Genomic DNA, 20,599 nt, shown 5'->3' with positions numbered 1-20,599 from the left:
TGCTATTTTAAAATTACCAAGCTTTCTTTGCTTTGAAAAAATAAAAAAGAAACCAAATGAAAAAAATTATTTTAGGGCTGCTTTTAAGTACAGCTTTTTTCTCGTGTGATAACGATAAAAACGGATCGGATGTGGTTTTAGCAGATCAATCTGTTACACCAGTATTATTAAAGAAAAAAGAAGGTTTTGAAAAATTAGAGTTATTTTCTTTAATAACCTCTGATGATGTGTTGCCTCAGACTCCAAATTTCGTTTTCGGAGGTTCGGCTGATGGAAGCGGATTATTGAAAAATACTGATGGGACTTTTACTTTTTTAGTAAATCACGAAGACAATTTTGCGGTTTCAAGAATTACATTAGACAAAACCTTTAAACCAGTTGCTGGAGAATATTTGTTGAATTCAAATGGTGGAGTTTGGAGATTGTGTAGTGCAACAATGGCAACTCCAGAAATTCACGGTTTTGGGCCCTTGTATTTAACTTCTGGAGAGTCAGGAGAGGAGTCTCGTACACATGGTTTAAATCCTTACGGAGATGTAGAATCAAACAATGTTTCAAAAGAATTACCAGGTTTAGGACGTATGAGCGCTGAGAATGCTTTACCATTAAAAGCTTCGGCTTTTCCTGGGAAAACAGTTATTATCCTTGGTGATGACGATTCTGGAACTAATGGAGGACAAGTGTTTATATATGTTTCTAATACAGTTGGGGATCTTGCAAATGGTTCTTTGTATATGATGAAAAGAAACAACGACAATCAAAGAGAAACTGATATGGTTGTGGGTAAAAACTATCCAGTTTCATTTGTAAAAGTGGAAAACCATACTACTTTAACTGGTGCTCAAATCAATGCTTCAGTGAACACTTTAAAAGGACTTAAATTTGGTAGAGTAGAGGATTTGGATTATAGAAAAGGAGAAAAAGCAGCTGATAGAGAAATCTATTTTAATGTAACTGGACAAAATAGATCAGGTGCTAATGCTGATGCTTCCAGAACAAAATATGGTAGAGTGTATCAATTAGATTTAGACGAAAATAATCCATTGTCAGGAAATTTAAAAGTGATTTTAGATGGAGATGACCGTAACGGAATTGCTAAAACTTTCCAGAATCCAGATAACATTTGTGTAACTAAGAACTATGTATATATTCAAGAAGATTCCAATGGTTATGGAGACGAAACACATGATGCATACATTTATCAATACGATATTGTTAATAAAACAATGAAAGTAGTATTGGAATTAGACCATCGTCGTACTGAAACAGATGCTGCTAAATACAATGTAGGAGGAAGTTCAAGATTTGGAAGCTGGGAATATGGTGCATTAATTGATGTTTCTGAAGAATTAGGAATTGATGACACTTTCTTGTTGTGCATTCAACCTCACACTTGGAATGGTGATAAATACAAAGGAGTTGATGGAGGAACAGGTCGTCCAGATGAAAAACAAGCAAGTCAAATTGTATTAATCAAAGGATTAGCGAGATAATAAATTTTTTTAAAATAATTCTAAAAGTCCACGATTTCACATTTTGAAATCGTGGCTTTTGTTTTCCAATTCTGGTCAAAAACATAATTTAAACTCATGAAAAAAATATTCTTTTTTTTACTACTATTGTTGGTGGTTTCCTGTCAAGAAGTTCCAAAAAAAGCACAAGTGAAACAATTTTTTCAAGCCGATATAACCACTTTAATACAATCGGTAGACGATTTAGAGACTTTAATTCAATCGGATGCTGATTATAAAAAACTTCAAGAGCAATTTTTAGCAGCGCATCTGAATTATAAAAAAATAGAAGTTTTTAGCGAATATTATTTTCCGGAAGTTGCTAAGGCGATTAACGGTCCCGCTATTTCAGAATTTGAAGAAAACGATCAAATGACTTTGCCACCACAAGGTTTTCAGGTAATTGAAGAGTTTTTGTTTCCAGTTTATCATGCGAAAACAAAAGCCGAATTATTGAAAGAAATAGGAATTCTTTCGGCTAATTTAAAACGGTTGAATCGAATAGCTGAGACAAATGAATTCACGGATGCTCATGTTTTTGATGCCTTGCGATTGGAAGTTTTTAGAATCATTACTTTAGGAATAACTGGTTTTGATTCGCCAGTTGCTCAAAAATCCATTCCAGAAGCGGTAGGGGCATTAGAAGGTGTGAAAAAATATTATAAACTTTATACCACAAACGATACGGATGCGGCTTTGAAAATCATCGATCAAGCCATTGTTTATTTAAAAGCAAATCCTGATTTTAATACTTTTGATCGTGCTGCTTTTATTGTAAATTATGCCAATCCGTTGAGTAGAAAATTATATCAAAATCAAAAAGATTTGAAAATTCCGTTTTTTGATGAAATGCGTGGATTGAAAACTAATGCGCCAACTTTATTCGATAAAGAAGTTTTTGACGAAGAAGCTTTTTCAGCTTTTCCAGATTACAAAACGACTGAAGAAAAAGCAGCTTTAGGAAAATTACTTTTTAATGATCCAGTTTTATCAGGAGATAACAGTCGCTCTTGTGCGTCTTGCCACCATTCTGATAAAGCTTTTACGGATGGTTTAGAAAAAGCAGTTTCCTTTGATGGAAAGTCTTTTGTAAAAAGAAATACGCCAACATTGACTAATATTGCTTTTCAACGTGTGTTTTTCGCTGATTCGAGAGTAAATTATTTAGAAGATCAGGCGGTAGCAGTGATTACAAATGCTGATGAGATGCACGGTTCATTAGAAGATGCAGCTGAGAAAATAAAAAAAGACAAAAAATATATTCAAAAGTTTGAAAAAGCCTTTCCAAAAAAAGGAATTACTGCTTTTGAAATCAAAAATGCTTTGGCTTCTTATATTCGAACATTAAGCAAATTTGATTCTAAATTTGATGATTATATGCGTAATGAAGTTGCTTTTACTACCGATGAAAAAGCAGGATTTAATCTTTTTGCTGGTAAAGCCAAATGTGCAACTTGCCATTTTATTCCGTTGACTAATGGAACTGTACCGCCTAATTTTATGAAATCAGAAAGTGAAGTTTTGGGAGTTCCGGATGCTAATGGAAAATTAGATGCTGATTTAGGAAAATACAATTTGACCCAAGCCATGATTCATCAATTTTCGTTTAAAACACCAACTATTAGAAATGCAGTTTTAACAGCACCTTATATGCACAATGGTGTTTTTAAAACTCTGGAGGAAGTAGTCGATTTCTATAACGAAGGAGGAGGAAATGGATTAGGATTTTCATTAGAAAATCAAACTTTACCAGAAGATAAATTAAACTTGACTGATTTAGAGAAAAAACAATTGGTTGATTTTATGAAAACCCTGACCGATAAAAAATATTTGAAATAAGTAGTTTTTTACCTCACCCTAACCCTCTCCAAAGGAGAGGGAACTGAAAATATTATCGGATACAAACCTTGATATCGATTTGCTTCTACTTACCTTTGTCGCCTTAAAAAAAATAAAGTGACTTTAGCTACTTATACCAAAGAGTTCTCCTATAATTTACGATTGGCCTATCCTATTATTTTAGGAATGCTAGGGCATACTATTGTAGGAATTGTAGACAATGTGATGGTGGGGAAATTAGGCCCTACTGAATTAGCAGCAGTTTCTTTGGCTAACAGTTTTGTATTTGTTGCCATGTCATTAGGAATTGGTTTTTCGACTGCTATAACACCTTTGGCGGCAGAAGCTGATGGCGGACAAAACATTGAAAAGGGCAGAAGCGTTTTTCATCATGGTTTGTATTTGTGTACTTTTTTAGGCTTTTTCCTGTTTGTATTGGTCTTTTTTGCGAAACAGCTTATTGCATTTATGGGACAACCCGAAAATGTGGTCGAATTGTCTAAACCCTATCTGGATATTGTGGCATTTTCATTAGTGCCATTGATTATTTTTCAGGGTTACAAGCAATTTGCTGATGGGATGAGCGAAACTAAATATTCCATGTGGGCTACTATTTTAGGAAATGTGGTTAATGTGGTTTTGAATTATATTTTCATTTACGGAATTTGGATTTTTCCTGAACTGGGAATTGTTGGTGCCGCCATTGGAACCATCGTTTCTCGTTTTATAATGTTAGCTTACATGCATTATAAGATGAAAAAAAATGCTAAGTTTCATCCTTTTTTTGATGGATTTTCACTAAAAAAAATACAACGAGAAATTAATCTAAAAATCATTCGATTAGGTGCTCCTTCTTCGATGCAAATGTTTTTTGAAGTGGCATTGTTTACTGGAGCGGTTTGGCTTTCAGGTCGATTAGGGATTGCCAATCAGGCGGCTAACCAAATTGCATTGAGTCTGGCTTCGTTTACCTTTATGTTCGCCATGGGATTAAGCGTAGCAGCCACCATTAGAGTGGGAAATCAAAAAGGTCTAGGCGATTATAAAAAAATGAAAATTGTTGCTTTTTCTATCTTTTTGTTAGCCGTTTTATTAGAAGTTTTCTTTGCCTTGTTCTTTGTGATGTTTCATAAACAAATGCCAGCCTTGTTTGTAGATATGAACAACACAGCCGATTTAGTAGCCAATACCGAAGTAATTACCATTGCAGCTCAATTGCTATTAGTTGCGGCGGTTTTCCAAATTTCTGATGGAATTCAGGTGGTAGTTTTAGGAGCATTACGTGGTTTGCAAGATGCTAAAATCCCCATGTATATTACTTTTGTAGCCTATTGGGTTGTGGGATTTCCAGTGTCTATCTATCTGGGTTTTTACACCAATTTAAAAGCCGTTGGAATTTGGATTGGACTTTTGGCAGGACTAACAACAGCAGCTTTATTTTTGTATATTCGCTTCATTAGATTAACAAAACAGTTGATTTTAGAAAAACATTAAAAATAAGATAGTTGTACTTTTTTCGAATAAAAATCAGGCAACTAAAAAAATAATTAAATTAATTTATAGAATGGAATTACCTAAATTTTTACTTGGCGACAACACCGATTTTCCTGATGATATTTTTATCATTCACTTAGATTATCCAAGATTTATCATTAATCTAAAAGATGATGAGGTGGAATTTATGGAAGAAGCCGAAGATCTTGATGAAGCCGAATTAAATGCCGAAATGGAAGGTTTAATTGAAGAAGCCAATGCTTTTTATGATAGAGAAATGAAACGTTACGAAGACGATTAAGTTTTTGATTTAAAATAAGTTTCCAATAATAATTGAGCGGCTGCAAACGGTGAATATTCATTGTTTTGTACCGCTTTTTTAGTTTTTTCTAATATATCTTGAATTTCAGTATTCGAATAAAAATGGTGCTTTAATTGGTCGTTTATGGTTTCTAATAACCAAAATTCATTTTGTTCCGCTCTTTTGGAGTCGAATGAGCCATTGTTTTTTGTTTGTTCTATGTATTTTGAAATCATTTGCTCTATTTCAATAATTCCTTCATTTGTTTTTGCACTACAAGTTGTAGCAATTGGAATCCATGCTGATTTTTTTGAAGGAAAAAGATGCAATGCACGACCCAATTCAGTTTTTGCTAATGCTGTTTTTTGAATATTATCTCCGTCTGATTTGTTAATTACAATTGCATCTGCCATTTCCATAATCCCTCTTTTAATGCCTTGTAATTCATCACCAGCTCCAGTAATTTGTAATAACAAAAAGAAATCAACCATGCTGTGAACGGCAGTTTCACTTTGTCCCACGCCCACAGTTTCGATGATAATAGTATCAAATCCAGCTGCTTCACAAAGCGTTATAGTTTCTCTTGTTTTGCGAGCCACGCCGCCCAGTGTTTCTCCTGATGCCGAAGGACGCACATAAACATGGGGGGCTTTCACTAATTCTTCCATCCGTGTTTTGTCTCCCAGAATACTTCCATGTGAAATAGAACTGCTAGGGTCAATGGTTAACACAGCTATTTTTTTGCCTTGGTTGCTTAGATGTTTTCCTAAAGCTTCAATAAACGTACTTTTTCCTACTCCGGGAACTCCTGTAATTCCTATTCGAATGGATTGATTGGCATGTGGCAAGCAGGCATTGATAATTTCATTGGCTTTCAAAAAATGATTGGGATTACTACTTTCAATTAAAGTAATGGCTCTACTCAACGCATTAATTTCTCCAGCTAGAATACCCGAAATAAGTTCCTCGGTGCTGGGTTGCGCCATTCGGGCTTGCTGGATTTTTTTCAAGACGGTTTTATTGAAAATTTCAGGACTGTCTTGGTTTTCGGCTGAGTTGGGCTTATCTTTTTTCAAAATACAGAATGCTTTTTGTAAAAATAATACATTCGGAGCAAACTTAGTGCTTGTTTTTTACCGTAAAGATTCGCAAAGTTACACTAAGTTTTTTTAAGTTAATCAGTGAAAATATTTTTAATCTGTGGCTAAAATTTAACCACAAATATTCTCAACGTTTTTTAACTACTGTATTTGTCTTGTGATATTATTGATATGTTTATGATACTAGTAAATTAGTAAATATCTTTGCAGTATTATGATCAATATTATTCTAATTTTTGTCTATTTGCTTGTAGGTGTTGCACTGCAACGCATTAAATGGTTTCCTTCTGATAGCTATAAGCTAATAAATAAGTTTGTTGTTTACTTCTGTCTTCCGGCCTTGGCATTGTATTATATACCAAAAGTTCGTTGGGATAATGAATTACTGTATCTAATTGGTGTTACTTGGATTGGATTTGCCATAGCATTCTTTTTATTTCGTTTTTTAGGGAAAAAATACGGTTGGTCTAAAAAATTAGTAGGTTGTTTGATTATAACTGCGGGTCTGGGAAATACATCGTTTTTAGGTTATCCTATCGTTAATGCGTTGTACGGCTCCGAAGGATTAAAAATGGCCATCTTGGTCGATCAGCCGGGAACATTTGTGGTACTTTCTACTATTGCGGTAGTTGTAGCAACATTATATTCTAAAGAAGCAACAAGCGGTGCTAAAATTGCCCAAAAAGTCTTGTTGTTTCCTCCTTTTATTTGTTTTTTAGTGGCATGTATGGCTAATATATTGGATTTGGATTTTCATGATTACTTGCAATTGGCATTTCAAAAATTAGGGAGCTTGCTAACTCCATTAGCGATGATTTCTGTGGGTTTACAATTGCATTTTGATAGCCGAAGCAAGCATTGGAAATTTCTTTGGATTGGATTAGCTTATAAATTACTTATAACTCCCGCAATTATTTTTTTATTTTATGTAATCATCTTGAAGCAAAATTCCTTAATGATTCAAGTTGCTATTATCGAAGCCGCCATGGCACCTATGATTATGGCGAGTATTTTAGCTACTTCTCACGGTTTAAAACCCAGATTGAGTAGCATGATGATTGGTTTTGGGATTCCTATTTCTTTTATCACTCTGGCTTTTTGGTATTTTGTTTTGCAGTATATTTAAAGAAAATCTTTTTAAAATTTGTAAATAATAATAAATATATTTGGTAAACATTATACTTGTTTACAAATATATATACAGTATTAGTGTGCGATTTTAATATAAATACTAATCACTAAATGATCATGGTAATAGTAAGTAAAATTTTAATTGCTTTAGTGGCAATAGAACATTTGTATATTTTATATATTGAAATGTTTGCTTGGGAAACAAAAGGAAAAGCAACCTTCAAAACATTATCAGCAGATTTATTTAAACCCACCAAAGGCTTAGCAGCTAATCAAGGGTTGTACAATGGTTTTTTAGCAGCTGGTTTGTTGTGGTCTTTGTGTATTGAAAATAAAGAATGGTCTAATAATATTGCGGTTTTCTTTTTAATTTGCGTAATTGTTGCGGGGCTTTTTGGAGCTATGACGGCAAGCAGAAGTATATTTTTTAAACAGGCATTGCCTGCAATAATAGCACTACTATTTCTGATTTTAAGTAGATGAAAGCTTTTTAATCAAACTTTGTTATAAAATTATAACTATCTATTTAGAAATAAACGATTCTCTCTTTAACAAATTTTTATTCTTATTAAAAATGCCTGTCGATCTTTTTTGATTAACTTTATTCGGAATTAAAAATAGATATACAATGGCAACTATACGTTTAGGAGACATCGCTCCAGATTTTAAAGCAGAAACAACACAAGGAACAGTACAATTTCACGAATGGTTAGGCGATTCATGGGGTGTTTTATTTTCACATCCTTCTGATTTCACTCCAGTTTGTACTACAGAATTAGGAACTGTAGCCAATTATTTTCCTGAATTCCAAAAAAGAAATACTAAGGTTATTGCACTGAGTGTAGATGGATTAGAATCGCATTTAAAATGGATTAAAGACATCGAGGAAACGCAAGATGTAACTTTACAATATCCAATTATTGCTGATGAGAACAAAGAAGTAGCTGATTTGTATGATATGATTCATCCAAATGCGAATGATACTTTTACGGTTCGTTCCGTATTTATTATTGGGGCTGACAAAAAAGTAAAATTAATTTTAACTTATCCAGCTTCAACAGGAAGAAATTTTGACGAATTGTTACGTGTAATTGATAGTTTACAGTTAACGGCTAATTATAGCGTGGCTACACCAGCAAACTGGAAAGATGGTGATGATGTGGTAATTTCGCCAGCAATAAAAGATGAAGATATTCCAGCGAAGTTCCCAAAAGGATTCAATCGCATTAAATATTACTTAAGAATGACTCCGCAGCCTAATAAATAAGGTGTGTTGTTATCATAAAAAAGGGAATTCAATATCTTGAATTCCCTTTTTTATGATATTTGCTTACTCTTGTTTACTTTATCAAGAGAAAGTTATTTATATCAACCTTGTGATTGTTCCAGTTGATATTTACTACATTTTGAATCATTTTCATTAAATCACTAAAAGTATGAGGTTTAATGGCGTAATAATTAGCTCCAAGATTGAGACTTAAATCAATATCCGACTTGTTAGAACTTGTAGAATATATAATTACTGGAAATTGATTGATAGTAGGTTCGCTACGTATCTCTTGTAAAAATTGAAACCCAGATTTTTTAGGCATGTTCAAATCTAAAAAGACAACCCCGTTTTGAGGTTTACTTTCTTTAATGTTATTGAGAAGGTTTTCTCCGTTTTTATGAATATGAAGTTTTACTAATTCGTTAGAACTATCAGTAACACTTTCTACAGCATCATTAAAAAACATAAGATCATCATCATCATCATCAGCATAAAAGATACTTATTTTACTCATATTGTTTGAAATTTAGTATGTAAATGTATCTTTAAAAATCCAATAAAAATTCACTTTTTTAACCTTAAATTTGTAAATTTTATTGCTTTTTTTCCTCTAAATCTTCATTAAGCTCCTGGATTGCTTTTCTTCTTTTCTCTTTTAAGTTTTTAAAATGAGTAGGACTAAAGCCTGTTACTTTTTTAAATTGTGTTGAAAAAGCAGAAAGACTACTGAAATGGAGTTTAGTAGCAATTTCGGAAAAATTATATTCTTCAAATAAAATCATCTCCTTTGCTTTCTCCATTTTGAGCAAGTTGGTATAATTAATTATAGTGCTCGAAGTTACTTCAGAAAAAGCATTCGATAAGTAATTGTAATCTAAGTCTATTTTTGATGTCAAATAGTCTGATATGTTCATTTTCTCAGCTTTATCGGCATTGACATATTCTTGACAATAATTTTTAATCTTTTCAATTAAAATGGCTCCTTTGCTCTCAATAAGTTCAAGTCCAACTTTTTTGATAATAGAATTTAGTTTTTCTTTTTTATTAAGGTCTATTTCTTCTTTTATAACAGCCTCTCCAAGTTCTATTTTTACGGGGTTTAAGTCTAGCTCTTCCAAAGCTTCTTTAACTACTACTTTGCAGCTTTCGCATGCCATGTTTTTAATATAAATCTTCATTTAGATAATTTTTAAACAAACTGCTTTTTCAAATTTTTCGCTGTAAATGTATAACTTTTTCAGAATAAAAAAATGAGCTATTTTGTCTAAAATTTTGAAAATAAGCTATTTTGATTCGTTGTAGTTTTAATCTAATGATTTGCAGATGTATATAAAATTATCCGTTTAAAATCCTAAATTAATTTTAGCATATTGTAACAACATAATAGTTTTAGCATCTTTTAGTTCGCCTGTTTCAATCATGGTGTAAGCTTGGTCAAATGACATTTCAATCACTTCAATATTTTCCTGTTCGTGTTCTAATCCGCCACCTTCGCTCACTTTCATAGAAGCATCATATTCGCCCACAAATAGATAGAGTATTTCGGTAATTGCTCCCGGCGACATATAGGTCTCCATAATTTTTTTAACCTTAGAAACTCTATAACCCGTTTCTTCTTCTGTTTCCCTGATGATGCATTGTTCAGGTTCGTCCTGATCTAATAATCCAGCACAAACTTCTACCATCATTCCGCTTTTGTTCCCATTTAGGTAGGTTGGAATACGAAACTGACGTGTTAAAATAACGGTTTTATTAGTCTTATTATAAAGTAAAATTGCAGCACCATTTCCACGATCATAAACCTCTCTTTGTTGTGTAATTACGCTATTGTCAGGTTTTTGATAATCGAAAGTTACTTTGTTTAAAATGTACCAGTTATCTGAAAGTAATTCTGTTTTTTGGATTGTTATTTTTGGGTTGTTCATTTGTTATTTATTTTACCTGAAATTCGAAAATTAAAGATGTAGAAGCAAAAAATAATTTGCGGTTTTTTGTATTTAGAGATATAAAAAAACGCCCTGAAAGATCAGAGCGTTAAATTATTATTTAAGAATTGTTTGCTTTCTGTCTGGACCAACAGAAACAATTTTGATAGGCACTTCCAATTCTTTTTCAATGAATTCGATGTACTCTTTTAATTCAACTGGTAATTCCTCATAAGTAGTCATTCCTGTTAAATCTTGTTTCCATCCTTTGAACTCTTTGTAAATTGGAGCAACATTTTCTTCTTCTACATTGTATGGGAAGTGAGCAATATTTTTTCCTTTATAGTTGTATTCCGTACATATTTTCAAGGTATCAAAACCAGAGAGTACGTCACCTTTCATCATCATTAATTGTGTTACTCCGTTTACCTGAACAGCATATTTCAAGGCTACCAAGTCTAACCATCCACAACGTCTTGCTCTTCCTGTAACCGAACCAAATTCGTTACCTACTTTAGCCATAGCAGCACCTACTTCGTCAAAAAGCTCAGTAGGGAAAGGACCACTACCTACACGAGTAGTATAAGCTTTGAAAATACCGTATACTTCTTTGATTCTGTTAGGAGCAATTCCTAAACCTGTACAAGCTCCGGCAGCTGTAGTATTAGAAGAAGTTACAAAAGGATAAGTTCCAAAATCAACATCTAATAATGAACCTTGAGCTCCTTCGCATAAAATAGATTTACCTGCTTTTTGTGCTTGGTACATGTATTCTTCACTATCGATAAAATCTAATTTTTTAATTTCTTCGATAGATTCAAAAAATTCAGTTTCTAATTCTTCTAGGTTGTATTGTAATTCCACTCCGTAGAATGCAATCATAGCTTCATGTTTGTCAGCAAGAGCGCGGTATCTTTCTTTAAAATCTTCTAATTCAATATCTCCTACACGTAAACCGTTTCTACCTGTTTTATCCATGTAAGTTGGTCCAATACCTTTAAGTGTAGAACCAATTTTAGCTTTCCCTTTAGAAGCTTCAGAAGCAGCGTCTAATAAACGGTGCGTAGGTAAAATTAAGTGTGCTTTTCTAGAAATAATTAATTTCTTTTTGATATCAATGTTGAATTTTGCCAATCCTTCAATTTCTTTTTGAAATACAACAGGATCAATTACAACACCGTTTCCAATAACATTTACCGCTGATTTATGGAAAATTCCAGAAGGAATGGTTCTAAGTACATGTTTTATTCCGTCAAATTCTAAAGTATGTCCTGCATTTGGACCTCCCTGAAAACGCGCAATAATATCATAATTTGAGGTAAGAACGTCAACAATTTTTCCTTTTCCTTCATCTCCCCATTGTAATCCTAGTAATAAATCTACGGTCATTTTAATTTATTTATTTTCGTTAATTCGTTTTGGAGGTAAATTAGTACCGCCTTTTTTAAAACTAAATGTTTTTATTGATTTTCTTCTTCTTGTTCGCTAGTTTTTGGACTTTTTTTAGTTCCATAGAAATACAACGAATGATTAGTAATATCTAAATTAAAAATCTCTTCGATTGTTTTTTTAATGGTTTGTATTCTTGGGTCACAAAACTCAATCACTTCGCCAGTATCAGTCATAATAATATGATCGTGCTGCTTGTCGAAATAGGATTTTTCATAGTGTGCTTGGTTTTGCCCAAATTGGTGCTTGCGAACCAAACCGCAGTCTAATAATAATTCTATCGTATTGTATAATGTAGCTCTACTAACACGGTAGTTCTTATTTTTCATTTTGATATACAGGTTTTCTATATCAAAATGTTCTTCACTTTCATAGATTTCCTGAAGAATAGAGTAACGTTCAGGCGTTTTTCTATGTCCGTTATTTTCAAGATACATTGTAAAAACATTTTTTACAATTTCTTGGTTTTTGTTGTTATTTGTGGAAATGAGTGTCATATTTGGCAAAGATAAATTTTTATTTTAATAGTTTTCAAGTTTAAGTACTTATAAGAGAATTATTTTGTTTTTTTTAACCAAAAATACATTTAAGCCTAAAAAAAGAATTAAAAATTAATTGAATTAGCGAAATTCTTAGAGCCTGTTTAAAACTCATCAAAATTAATTTCCCCAAACCCTAAAGGGTGTAATTTTGATGAATTTTCAAGAAATTTTTCACCCTTTAGGGATGGGGAAAAGAAAATTTCTTTTTTTTCTTATAAATTTAAACAGGCTCTTAGTTTTTGTAAACTCGGGTTACTCTGTCAATTCCGTCAATTTTTTTGATGTTATCAATCAGTTTTTTCAAAATAGTTATGTTTTGTACTACTACTGTTAGCTGTCCTTTAAAAAGTCCTGCATCACCACTCAAAGAAATGCTTTGAATGTTTACGTTCATATTGTTCGAAATTACTTTTGTTAATTCATTAGTAAGACCAATGGTATCCATTCCAGTAATATTCAAAATAGCTTTAAATTCTTGTTGCGAAGAATCAATCCATTTGGCTGGCATAATTCTATAAGCATAATTAGACTGTAGCGAAATAGCATTTGGACAGTCTTTTTTATGCACTTTTATTCCTTCATTAATAGTTACAAATCCAAAAACCTGGTCGCCTGGAATTGGGTTGCAGCAAGCAGAAAGTTTATAATCTAATTTGTCTTGTTCTTTTCCAAAAACAAGCATGTCATAATTGTTGTTTAATACCTGCTTGTGAATATCAGTATCAGCAGTATTACCTGAACGCTTGATTTTGTTTTTGAAAAAATTAATTAAAGTGTTGCTTTTTTGTGCAGCAAAATCTTTTAATTGTTGGTTGTCAATAGTTCCAAGTCCCACTCTGTAAAATAAATCCAAACTGGTTTTAAGATGGAAAAAGTTAACTAATTCATTAGTCACCGCTTCGTTTAGGGTAACCTTAAGGTGTTTTAATTTACGGGTTAGTACTTCTTTTCCATCCTCAGCAATTTTCTTCGTGTTTTCGTTAAGAACGTTTCTAATTTTATTTTTTGCTCTGGATGTGGTTACATAATCCAACCAGTTTGCCGTAGGTTTTTGATTGGGAGATGTAATAATATCGACCTGATCTCCACTTTTTAATTCATAGTTTAAAGGAACTAATTTTCCATTGACTCTGGTTCCGCGGGTTTTTATTCCAATTTCGGAATGAATACTAAACGCGAAATCAAGAGAAGTAGCGCCTTTAGGTAATGATTTGATGTCTCCTTTAGGTGTAAAAACGTAGATTTCTTTGGAGTACAAATTCATTTTGAAATCTTCTACAAAGTCGATAGCGTTGGTTTCCTGATTTTCTAAGGCTTCTCTCAGTAAGTTAAGCCAAACGTCCAGACCACCTTCTTCGGTAGCACCATTTTTGTATTTGTAATGGGCAGCATATCCTTTTTCGGCAATTTCATCCATACGTTCACTTCGTACCTGAATTTCCACCCAGCGACCTTTTGGTCCCATTACCGTAATGTGGAGTGCTTCATATCCTGTAGATTTAGGAGACGAAATCCAATCTCTTAAACGGCTTGGACTCGGTCTGTAATGATCTGTAACGATAGAATATATTTTCCAGGCAACAAATTTCTCATCGTGAGGAGCTGATTTGTAGATAATTCGAAGGGCAAATTTGTCGTAAACTTCATCAAAAGTTACGTTTTGTGTTTTCATCTTTCGATGAATAGAATAAATGGATTTTGGACGTCCCTTTATAATATAGTCAATTCCTTCAGCATTTAATGACGATTTTAAAACATCTGAAATGTCTTTAATGTAAGCGTCTTGCTGTTCTTTGGTTTCTTTTATTTTGCTGACAATATCATTGTAAATGGCAGGTTCAGTATATTTTAAACCTAAATCTTCCAGTTTGGTTTTAATATTATATAATCCTAATCGATGTGCCAGTGGGGCATAAATATACAAGGTTTCAGAAGCGATTTTGACTTGTTTATGATCCACCATCGATTCCATGGTTTGCATATTGTGCAATCTGTCGGCAATTTTTATCAAAATTACACGTACATCATCATACAAAGTCAATAACATCTTTCGGAAGTTTTCGGCTTGCATAGACACATTCATGTCTTTTTGTACAATAGATATTTTGGTTAAACCTTCTACAAGTTGGGCTACTTTTGGATTAAACATACGTTCAATATCTTTAACTGTAGTCGGAGTGTCTTCTACCACATCATGTAGTAAGGCTGCGGCAATAGAAGTCGCACCAAGACCAATCTCGGAAGCAACAATTTTAGCTACTGCAATAGGATGAAAAATATAAGCCTCGCCTGATTTTCGTCTTTGATCTTTATGTGCTTCTACGGCAACATCAAAGGCTTTTCGGATTAGTTTTTTGTCTTCTGTTGTTAAAGTTTGGTAACTAATGCGAAGCAATTCTTTGTATTCCTGAGCAATTGCTTTATTCTCTTTTTCAATATCTATTTCTGTCATACTTACAGGGTTCATTTTCTAAAAATAGCGATAAGTTAGCATATATGCAAGAGTTTGAATTTTTGATTTTAAATTTAGTTTTTGAGTCACTAATCTTTAGATTTTAGTTGTAAATCTGCAATCTAAATTCTGTATTCTAAGATATAAAATCTAAAAACCTCTTTGTCTTTTAGCTTCGAATATTAATATAGCTGCGGCAACTGAAACATTCATGCTGTCGATTTCACCTTGCATTGGGATAATGATATTTTGTGTAGCGGCATCGCGCCATTCCTGAGTCAATCCTGTAGCTTCGGTTCCAACAATTAGTGCCGTTGGTTGTGTAAAATCCTGTGTATGGTAACTTGTTGAGTTTTGCAAAGTCGCACAGTAAAAATTGATGTTTTTCTCTTTTAAAAAAGAAATAATTTCAGCGGTAGTGGCAGTTGCAATTTGGTTAGTAAACAAACAACCTACGCTGGAACGAACAATATTTGGGTTGTACAAATCGCTTTTTGGGTTAGCGATAATTACAGCATCCAGATTAGCAGCATCGGCAGTTCGTAAAAGAGCGCCAATATTTCCTGGTTTTTCAGGAGCTTCGGCAACTAAAATTAATGGCGTTGCTGAAAGTTTTAAATCAGAAAGTTGTAATGATTTTGATTTGGCTACAGCCAATACGCCTTCGGTGGTTTCGCGATAGCTTAATTTTTGAAATACATCTTTATTGATTTCGATTAATTCCGCATTCGGAGCTAGTTTTTTAGCCTCAATTTCGTTACAAATTTCAGGGTAAAAAAGTATAGTTTCAATTTCGTATTTTCCTTTTACGGCTAATGAAATTTCGCGCACTCCTTCAATTAAAAAAGTACCTGTTTGTTTCCTGTTTTTGGCTTTTTCTTGTAATAACACTAAAGATTTTATGAATGGATTTTGAATGGATGTAATTTGTTTCAAGAGCTACGAAATTTAGGATTAAATACAGGGCAAAGATACACAGACAATAATTGTTTTGTAAAATTGCTATTAAAATTTTCTCTAATTGAGTAGAATAATATGGTTTTGATTATTTAAATGTTTTGTTTTGCTTTAATTTGCTTGAAATCCCTAATTAAATAATAAAAGTATGTTTAGTGTATTAGAAATTGTGGGTACAATGGCTTTTTCTATGTCGGGAGTTTTGACTGCTATGGAGAAAAAGTTAGATCCTTTTGGCGTTTTTATTATTGCCTTTGTAACCGCGGTGGGAGGAGGGACTTTGCGGGATGTTTTGATTGGAAAGACTCCAGTGGGTTGGATGATGGATTTAGAATATGTTTATATGATCATCATTGGTTTTGTCTTGGCAGTTGTTTTTCGAAAGAAATTCGATAAATTAAGAACTTCTTTGTTTCTTTTTGATACCATTGGTCTTGGTGTTTACACCTTGACAGGATTGCGAAAAGGGATTGAAATTGGTTTACATCCTATTATTTGTATCGCTTTGGGGACGATAACGGCTTGTTTTGGTGGTGTTATTCGTGATATTTTGTGTAACGAAATTCCTGTAATCTTCCGTAAAGAAATTTATGCCACCATTTGTATTCTTGGTGGAATATTGTTTTTTATGCTCAAATCCTTTCAGCTTAATGACGAGATAATTTACATCACAACAGTATCAATTGTAATTAGTATCCGATTGATGGCGGTAAAGTACAAATGGCATTTACCTGCTTTGGAGAGCGATAAATAGTTGTGGATTAAACGGTTCTTTGTACTACTTCAAAAATTTTAGCATCCTCACATTTTAAAGTTTTCGAAGGGAATTTCATCAACAAAGCATAGTCATGTGTTGCCATGATGATGGTTTTTCCGTTAGCATTAATTTTTTTCAAAACATCCAAAACTTCTACACTTGTTTGTGGGTCTAGGTTTCCTGTAGGTTCATCAGCAAGAATAAGTTCAGGGTCGTTCAATAATGCTCTTGCAATAGCTACACGCTGTTGTTCTCCACCAGAAATTTGGTGCGGCATTTTTTGAGCGTAGTTTTTCATTCCTACTTTGTCTAAAACTTCTTCTATTTTTCGTTCCATTTCATTTTGGTCAGACCAACCTGTAGCTCTAAGAACAAAAAGCATGTTGTCTTGAATGGAACGATCTGGGAGTAGTTTGAAATCCTGAAAAACAATTCCAATTTTTCGTCTTAAAAACGGAATGTCATTTTCTTTAAGTGTGTCTAAATCAAAATCTACAATATGTCCTGTACCTTCGGTCAATGGCAAATCGGCATAAAGCGTTTTCATAAAACTACTTTTTCCAGAACCTGTTTTTCCAATAAGGTATAGAAACTCTCCTCGGTTGACTTCCAGATTCACATTCGATAAGATTACTTTATCTTCCTGATAGATGGTTGCGTTTTTTAATGACAGTACAGCTTGAGACATAATTAGCGTTTGTTTATGGTGTAAAAGTAATTATCAATTATGAAATAGCAATGTCAATTCAAGGTTTTTTGTGCTTTGTTAAAATATTTGTTCATAATAAAACGAAACAGTGTCACGTTATAAAGTCTATAATATGATATATTTGAATATTAAAAAAATAAATAAAATGCGCAAACTTTCTTGGCTCTTCTTTTTGTTGGTTTTTGTTAAAACCAATACGCTTACAGCACAGAAATCAACAATATATACTAGTAATTTAAAAGATTATAATAGAGCAGTTTCATTGTTCAAGGACAATCAATATGCGTCGGCTCAATTTATTTTCGAAAAAGTAAAAGCAGCAACGAAAGATGAGGAAATCAAATCGGATTGTGCTTATTATGAGGCTAGTTGCGCTGTTCGATTAGGTCACGCTAACGCCGATGTGTTGATGGAATCGTTCTTAGAACAATACCCAACAAGTTCTAAAAGCAATCAGGCTTATGTTGAAGTAGCCCATCATTATTTCAATCAGAAAAATTATTCGGAAGCGTTGAACTGGTTTGAAAAAGTAGATGAAAGCCAATTAAGTGCAGCTGATAAAGACCGATTTAATTTCCAAAAAGGCTATAGTTTTTTTAGTTCCAAAAACAAAAAAGAAGCAACGACTTATTTTAATAAAGTATTAAAATCAGAAGTTTATGGGCCTCAAGCCAAATATTATTTAGGTTTTATGGCTTATGAAGGCGATAATTATCAGGAAGCCAATAAATATTTTGATGCTGTTTCTGGTGATGAAAAATACGCAGAGAAATTGTCGTACTACCAAGCTGACATGAATTTTAAATCAGGAAATTTTGAAAAAGCAATCGAGCTAGGGCAAAAAGCGATGGCAAAATCTACTCCTGCTGAAAAATCAGAATTGAATAAAATTATTGGCGAAAGCTATTTTAATTTAAAGCAATACAACGAAGCCATTCCGTATTTAGTAGCTTACAAAGGCAAAGCCGGAAGATGGAATAATACGGATTATTACCAATTGGGTTATGCGTATTACAAACAAAATAATTTTGAAAATGCCATTGCTCAATTCAATAAAATTGTGGGAGGAAAAGACGGGGTTGCTCAAAATGCGTATTATCATTTAGGTGAAAGCTACCTTAAATTAGATAAAAAACCGCAGGCATTGAATGCGTTTAAAAATGCTTCCGAAATGTCATTTGATCCAGCAATTCAAGAAGATGCTTATTTGAATTATGCGAAATTAAGTTATGAATTAGGGAATTCTTATCAAAGTGTACCTTCGGTTTTGTTAGGGTTTATCAATAAATATCCAAATAGTTCCAGCCGTTCGGTTGTTGAAAAATTATTGATTGATTCTTATATTTCTTCTAAAAATTACAAAGAAGCTTTAGTTTTATTGGAAAAAAATAAAAGTCCGGAAAACAAATCAGCTTACCAAAAAGTGACTTTTTACAGTGGTTTAGAATCGTACACTAATAGAAAGTATCAGGAAGCTTTAGCAATGTTTCAAAAATCTTTAGAGAATACAGTTGATGCTGAATTTACAGCAAGAGCCACTTTCTGGAAAGGAGAAACAGAATATGTTTTGAATGATTACAATAAATCATTGTTGAGTTTCAAACAGTTTGTTGGAATGTCGGCTGCGGCTGCAACACCTGAATATAAAAACAGCAATTACAATATTGCTTATGCTTATTTTAAGCTGAAAGAATATGACGCAGCAGGTGATGCTTTCCAGAAATTTATAGACAAAGTAAAAGAGGATAAAACGAGAGTGACTGATGCTTATTTGCGTTTAGCTGATTGTCGTTTTGTAACTTCTAAATATTGGCCAGCAATGGAAGCTTACAATAAGGTAATCGAATTGAAGAGTGTAGATGCAGATTATGCTTATTATCAAAAAGCACTTTGTTATGGTTTTGTTTCCAGAAATGATAAGAAAATTGAAGAATTGAATGCTTTTGTGCAAGCTTATCCTAAATCAAATCATCGTGATGATGCTTTGTTCGAATTAGCTAATACTTATGTAGCTACTGATAAACAAGATTCAGCCTTAAAAACTTATGATCGATTGATAAACGAATATAAAAACAGTGCGTTTACTGCAAGAGCTATTTTGCGTCAGGGATTGGTTTATTATAATTCAGACAGAAGTTCAGATGCTTTAGTAAAATTCAAAAAAGTAGCTGCCGAATACCCTAAAACTCCTGAAGCATTAGAGGCAGTTGCTACGGCAAGATTGATTTATGTTGATAGCGGAAAAGTCAGTGAATATGCTAGCTGGGTTAGAACATTAGATTTTGTTGCAGTTACGGATGCTGATTTGGATAACGACACTTACGAATCGGCAATGAAACAATTTGAACAAAATAATAATTCTCAGGCTATTTCTGGTTTTAGAGCTTATATTTCCAGTTTTCCAAACGGAATTCACTCTTTGAAAGCTAATTTTAATTTGGCGCAAGCCTATTATGCCGAAGGTCAAAAAGACAAAGCCTTGCCTAATTATGAATATGTAGTCAATCAACCTAGAAATGAATTTACGGAACAATCTTTAACAAGATTAGGACAAATTTTATTAGATAATGGTTCAAAAGACAAAGCGATTCCAGTTTTACTTCGTTTAGAAAATGAAGCCGATTTGTTTCAGAATAAAGTTTTTGCACAATCAAATTTGATGAAATGTTATTATGAAAATAAAGATTATTCGAATGCAGTAGTTTATGCTGATAAGGTGTTGAATAATCCAAAAATAGACGATAATGTAAAAAGTGATGCTCAAATTATCATCGGGCGTTCGGCTATGCAAACAGGAGATGAGGCTAAAGCCAAAGCAGCTTACGTAAAAGTATTGTTGATTGCAAAAGGAGAATTGGCAGCAGAAGCTTTGTATTATGATGCTTATTTTAAAAATAAGGAAGCCAAGTTTGAAGCGTCGAATATTGTGGTTCAAAAGTTAGCTAAAAATTATGCAGCATACCGTTTGTATGGCGCCAAAGGATTGGTTTTAATGGCTAAAAACTTTTACGGATTAAAAGATAGTTTTCAGGCGACCTACATTTTAGAAAGTGTTATTCAAAATTTCTCTGATTTTCCAGATGTAGTTTCAGAAGCTCAAACGGAATTGAGTGCTATTAAATCAGAAGAAGCAAAAACCAATTCATCAATTAAGTAAAGAAC

General features: G+C 33.1%; 18 protein-coding genes. 9 read left to right on the top strand and 9 right to left on the bottom strand.

Going from position 1 to position 20,599, the window contains the following annotated elements:
• Positions 1-56: 56 nt before the first annotated feature.
• From AAGV33_RS12235 to AAGV33_RS12220, 4 genes are all read left to right on the top strand, one after another.
• Positions 57-1,493, top strand: coding sequence for a PhoX family protein (locus tag AAGV33_RS12235; protein WP_373392310.1), 1,437 nt, complete (start codon positions 57-59; stop codon positions 1,491-1,493).
• A 96-nt stretch (positions 1,494-1,589) separates the two neighbouring features.
• Entirely contained in the window at positions 1,590-3,350 is a 1,761-nt protein-coding gene (locus AAGV33_RS12230; protein WP_373392309.1) for a cytochrome-c peroxidase, read from the top strand.
• A gap of 117 nt (positions 3,351-3,467) precedes the next feature.
• On the top strand, positions 3,468-4,844 hold the full coding sequence (locus AAGV33_RS12225; protein WP_373392308.1) for an MATE family efflux transporter: 1,377 nt from the start codon (positions 3,468-3,470) through the stop codon (positions 4,842-4,844).
• Positions 4,845-4,914: 70 nt separating this feature from the next.
• Entirely contained in the window at positions 4,915-5,145 is a 231-nt protein-coding gene (locus tag AAGV33_RS12220) for a hypothetical protein (RefSeq protein WP_373392307.1), read from the top strand.
• On the opposite strand, the gene meaB is transcribed toward AAGV33_RS12220, so the two are convergent.
• On the bottom strand, positions 5,142-6,221 hold the full coding sequence (meaB, locus tag AAGV33_RS12215; RefSeq protein ID WP_373392306.1) for a methylmalonyl Co-A mutase-associated GTPase MeaB: 1,080 nt from the start codon (positions 6,219-6,221) through the stop codon (positions 5,142-5,144). The genes AAGV33_RS12220 and meaB overlap by 4 nt on opposite strands.
• 238 nt (positions 6,222-6,459) lie before the next feature.
• On the opposite strand from meaB, the gene AAGV33_RS12210 reads away from it, so the two are divergent.
• From AAGV33_RS12210 to AAGV33_RS12200, 3 genes are all read left to right on the top strand, one after another.
• Complete coding sequence (locus AAGV33_RS12210) at positions 6,460-7,371, top strand: AEC family transporter (RefSeq protein ID WP_373392305.1); 912 nt, start codon at positions 6,460-6,462, stop codon at positions 7,369-7,371.
• Positions 7,372-7,493: 122 nt separating this feature from the next.
• The gene (locus AAGV33_RS12205; RefSeq protein WP_373392336.1) at positions 7,494-7,859 is read left to right on the top strand and encodes a DUF1304 domain-containing protein; all 366 of its coding nucleotides are present in this window, start codon (positions 7,494-7,496) and stop codon (positions 7,857-7,859) included.
• A 145-nt stretch (positions 7,860-8,004) separates the two neighbouring features.
• A complete protein-coding gene (locus AAGV33_RS12200; protein ID WP_373392304.1) occupies positions 8,005-8,643 on the top strand; it encodes a peroxiredoxin in 639 nt (212 codons plus the stop codon).
• A gap of 73 nt (positions 8,644-8,716) precedes the next feature.
• On the opposite strand, the gene AAGV33_RS12195 is transcribed toward AAGV33_RS12200, so the two are convergent.
• The 7 genes from AAGV33_RS12195 to AAGV33_RS12165 all read right to left on the bottom strand — a co-directional run bounded on the left by AAGV33_RS12195 (position 8,717) and on the right by AAGV33_RS12165 (position 15,950).
• Complete coding sequence (locus AAGV33_RS12195) at positions 8,717-9,160, bottom strand: response regulator (protein WP_373392303.1); 444 nt, start codon at positions 9,158-9,160, stop codon at positions 8,717-8,719.
• 79 nt (positions 9,161-9,239) lie between these two features.
• Positions 9,240-9,824, bottom strand: coding sequence for a helix-turn-helix domain-containing protein (locus tag AAGV33_RS12190; protein ID WP_373392302.1), 585 nt, complete (start codon positions 9,822-9,824; stop codon positions 9,240-9,242).
• Positions 9,825-9,989: 165 nt separating this feature from the next.
• Positions 9,990-10,571 (bottom strand): GDP-mannose pyrophosphatase NudK, encoded by a 582-nt coding sequence (gene nudK / locus AAGV33_RS12185; RefSeq protein ID WP_373392301.1) that lies wholly within the window; start codon positions 10,569-10,571, stop codon positions 9,990-9,992.
• A gap of 117 nt (positions 10,572-10,688) precedes the next feature.
• Positions 10,689-11,960 (bottom strand): adenylosuccinate synthase, encoded by a 1,272-nt coding sequence (locus AAGV33_RS12180; protein WP_373392300.1) that lies wholly within the window; start codon positions 11,958-11,960, stop codon positions 10,689-10,691.
• A gap of 71 nt (positions 11,961-12,031) precedes the next feature.
• Entirely contained in the window at positions 12,032-12,517 is a 486-nt protein-coding gene (locus AAGV33_RS12175) for a Fur family transcriptional regulator (RefSeq protein ID WP_373392299.1), read from the bottom strand.
• Between the two features lie 277 nt (positions 12,518-12,794).
• A complete protein-coding gene (locus AAGV33_RS12170; protein ID WP_373392298.1) occupies positions 12,795-15,014 on the bottom strand; it encodes a RelA/SpoT family protein in 2,220 nt (739 codons plus the stop codon).
• A gap of 150 nt (positions 15,015-15,164) precedes the next feature.
• Complete coding sequence (locus AAGV33_RS12165; protein ID WP_373392297.1) at positions 15,165-15,950, bottom strand: TrmH family RNA methyltransferase; 786 nt, start codon at positions 15,948-15,950, stop codon at positions 15,165-15,167.
• Positions 15,951-16,119: 169 nt separating this feature from the next.
• Between AAGV33_RS12165 and AAGV33_RS12160 the strand changes: the two genes are divergently transcribed.
• Complete coding sequence (locus tag AAGV33_RS12160; protein ID WP_373392296.1) at positions 16,120-16,725, top strand: trimeric intracellular cation channel family protein; 606 nt, start codon at positions 16,120-16,122, stop codon at positions 16,723-16,725.
• A 7-nt stretch (positions 16,726-16,732) separates the two neighbouring features.
• Here AAGV33_RS12160 and AAGV33_RS12155 read toward each other — a convergent pair whose 3' ends face one another.
• Positions 16,733-17,416: a cell division ATP-binding protein FtsE gene (locus tag AAGV33_RS12155; RefSeq protein ID WP_373392295.1), complete on the bottom strand. Its 684-nt coding sequence runs from the start codon at positions 17,414-17,416 to the stop codon at positions 16,733-16,735.
• A 166-nt stretch (positions 17,417-17,582) separates the two neighbouring features.
• On the opposite strand from AAGV33_RS12155, the gene AAGV33_RS12150 reads away from it, so the two are divergent.
• Complete coding sequence (locus AAGV33_RS12150; RefSeq protein WP_373392294.1) at positions 17,583-20,594, top strand: tetratricopeptide repeat protein; 3,012 nt, start codon at positions 17,583-17,585, stop codon at positions 20,592-20,594.
• Positions 20,595-20,599: the final 5 nt, after the last annotated feature.

It is taken from the genome of Flavobacterium magnesitis, assembly GCF_041729735.1.
Classification (GTDB): domain Bacteria; phylum Bacteroidota; class Bacteroidia; order Flavobacteriales; family Flavobacteriaceae; genus Flavobacterium; species Flavobacterium magnesitis.
This window is presented reverse-complemented; position numbering and strand designations above follow the sequence as displayed.

Excerpts from the sequence above, each read along its gene's own strand:
- AAGV33_RS12170 (WP_373392298.1), bottom strand. The coding sequence starts at position 15,014 with ATGACAGAAATAGATATTGAAAAAGAGAATAAAGCAATTGCTCAGGAA.
- AAGV33_RS12205 (WP_373392336.1), top strand. The coding sequence starts at position 7,494 with ATGGTAATAGTAAGTAAAATTTTAATTGCTTTAGTGGCAATAGAACAT.
- AAGV33_RS12190 (WP_373392302.1), bottom strand. The coding sequence starts at position 9,824 with ATGAAGATTTATATTAAAAACATGGCATGCGAAAGCTGCAAAGTAGTA.
- AAGV33_RS12230 (WP_373392309.1), top strand. The coding sequence starts at position 1,590 with ATGAAAAAAATATTCTTTTTTTTACTACTATTGTTGGTGGTTTCCTGT.
- AAGV33_RS12180 (WP_373392300.1), bottom strand. The coding sequence starts at position 11,960 with ATGACCGTAGATTTATTACTAGGATTACAATGGGGAGATGAAGGAAAA.
- AAGV33_RS12200 (WP_373392304.1), top strand. The coding sequence starts at position 8,005 with ATGGCAACTATACGTTTAGGAGACATCGCTCCAGATTTTAAAGCAGAA.
- AAGV33_RS12235 (WP_373392310.1), top strand. The coding sequence starts at position 57 with ATGAAAAAAATTATTTTAGGGCTGCTTTTAAGTACAGCTTTTTTCTCG.
- AAGV33_RS12155 (WP_373392295.1), bottom strand. The coding sequence starts at position 17,416 with ATGTCTCAAGCTGTACTGTCATTAAAAAACGCAACCATCTATCAGGAA.
- AAGV33_RS12175 (WP_373392299.1), bottom strand. The coding sequence starts at position 12,517 with ATGACACTCATTTCCACAAATAACAACAAAAACCAAGAAATTGTAAAA.
- AAGV33_RS12195 (WP_373392303.1), bottom strand. The coding sequence starts at position 9,160 with ATGAGTAAAATAAGTATCTTTTATGCTGATGATGATGATGATGATCTT.
- AAGV33_RS12150 (WP_373392294.1), top strand. The coding sequence starts at position 17,583 with ATGCGCAAACTTTCTTGGCTCTTCTTTTTGTTGGTTTTTGTTAAAACC.
- AAGV33_RS12160 (WP_373392296.1), top strand. The coding sequence starts at position 16,120 with ATGTTTAGTGTATTAGAAATTGTGGGTACAATGGCTTTTTCTATGTCG.
- AAGV33_RS12210 (WP_373392305.1), top strand. The coding sequence starts at position 6,460 with ATGATCAATATTATTCTAATTTTTGTCTATTTGCTTGTAGGTGTTGCA.
- nudK (WP_373392301.1), bottom strand. The coding sequence starts at position 10,571 with ATGAACAACCCAAAAATAACAATCCAAAAAACAGAATTACTTTCAGAT.
- AAGV33_RS12220 (WP_373392307.1), top strand. The coding sequence starts at position 4,915 with ATGGAATTACCTAAATTTTTACTTGGCGACAACACCGATTTTCCTGAT.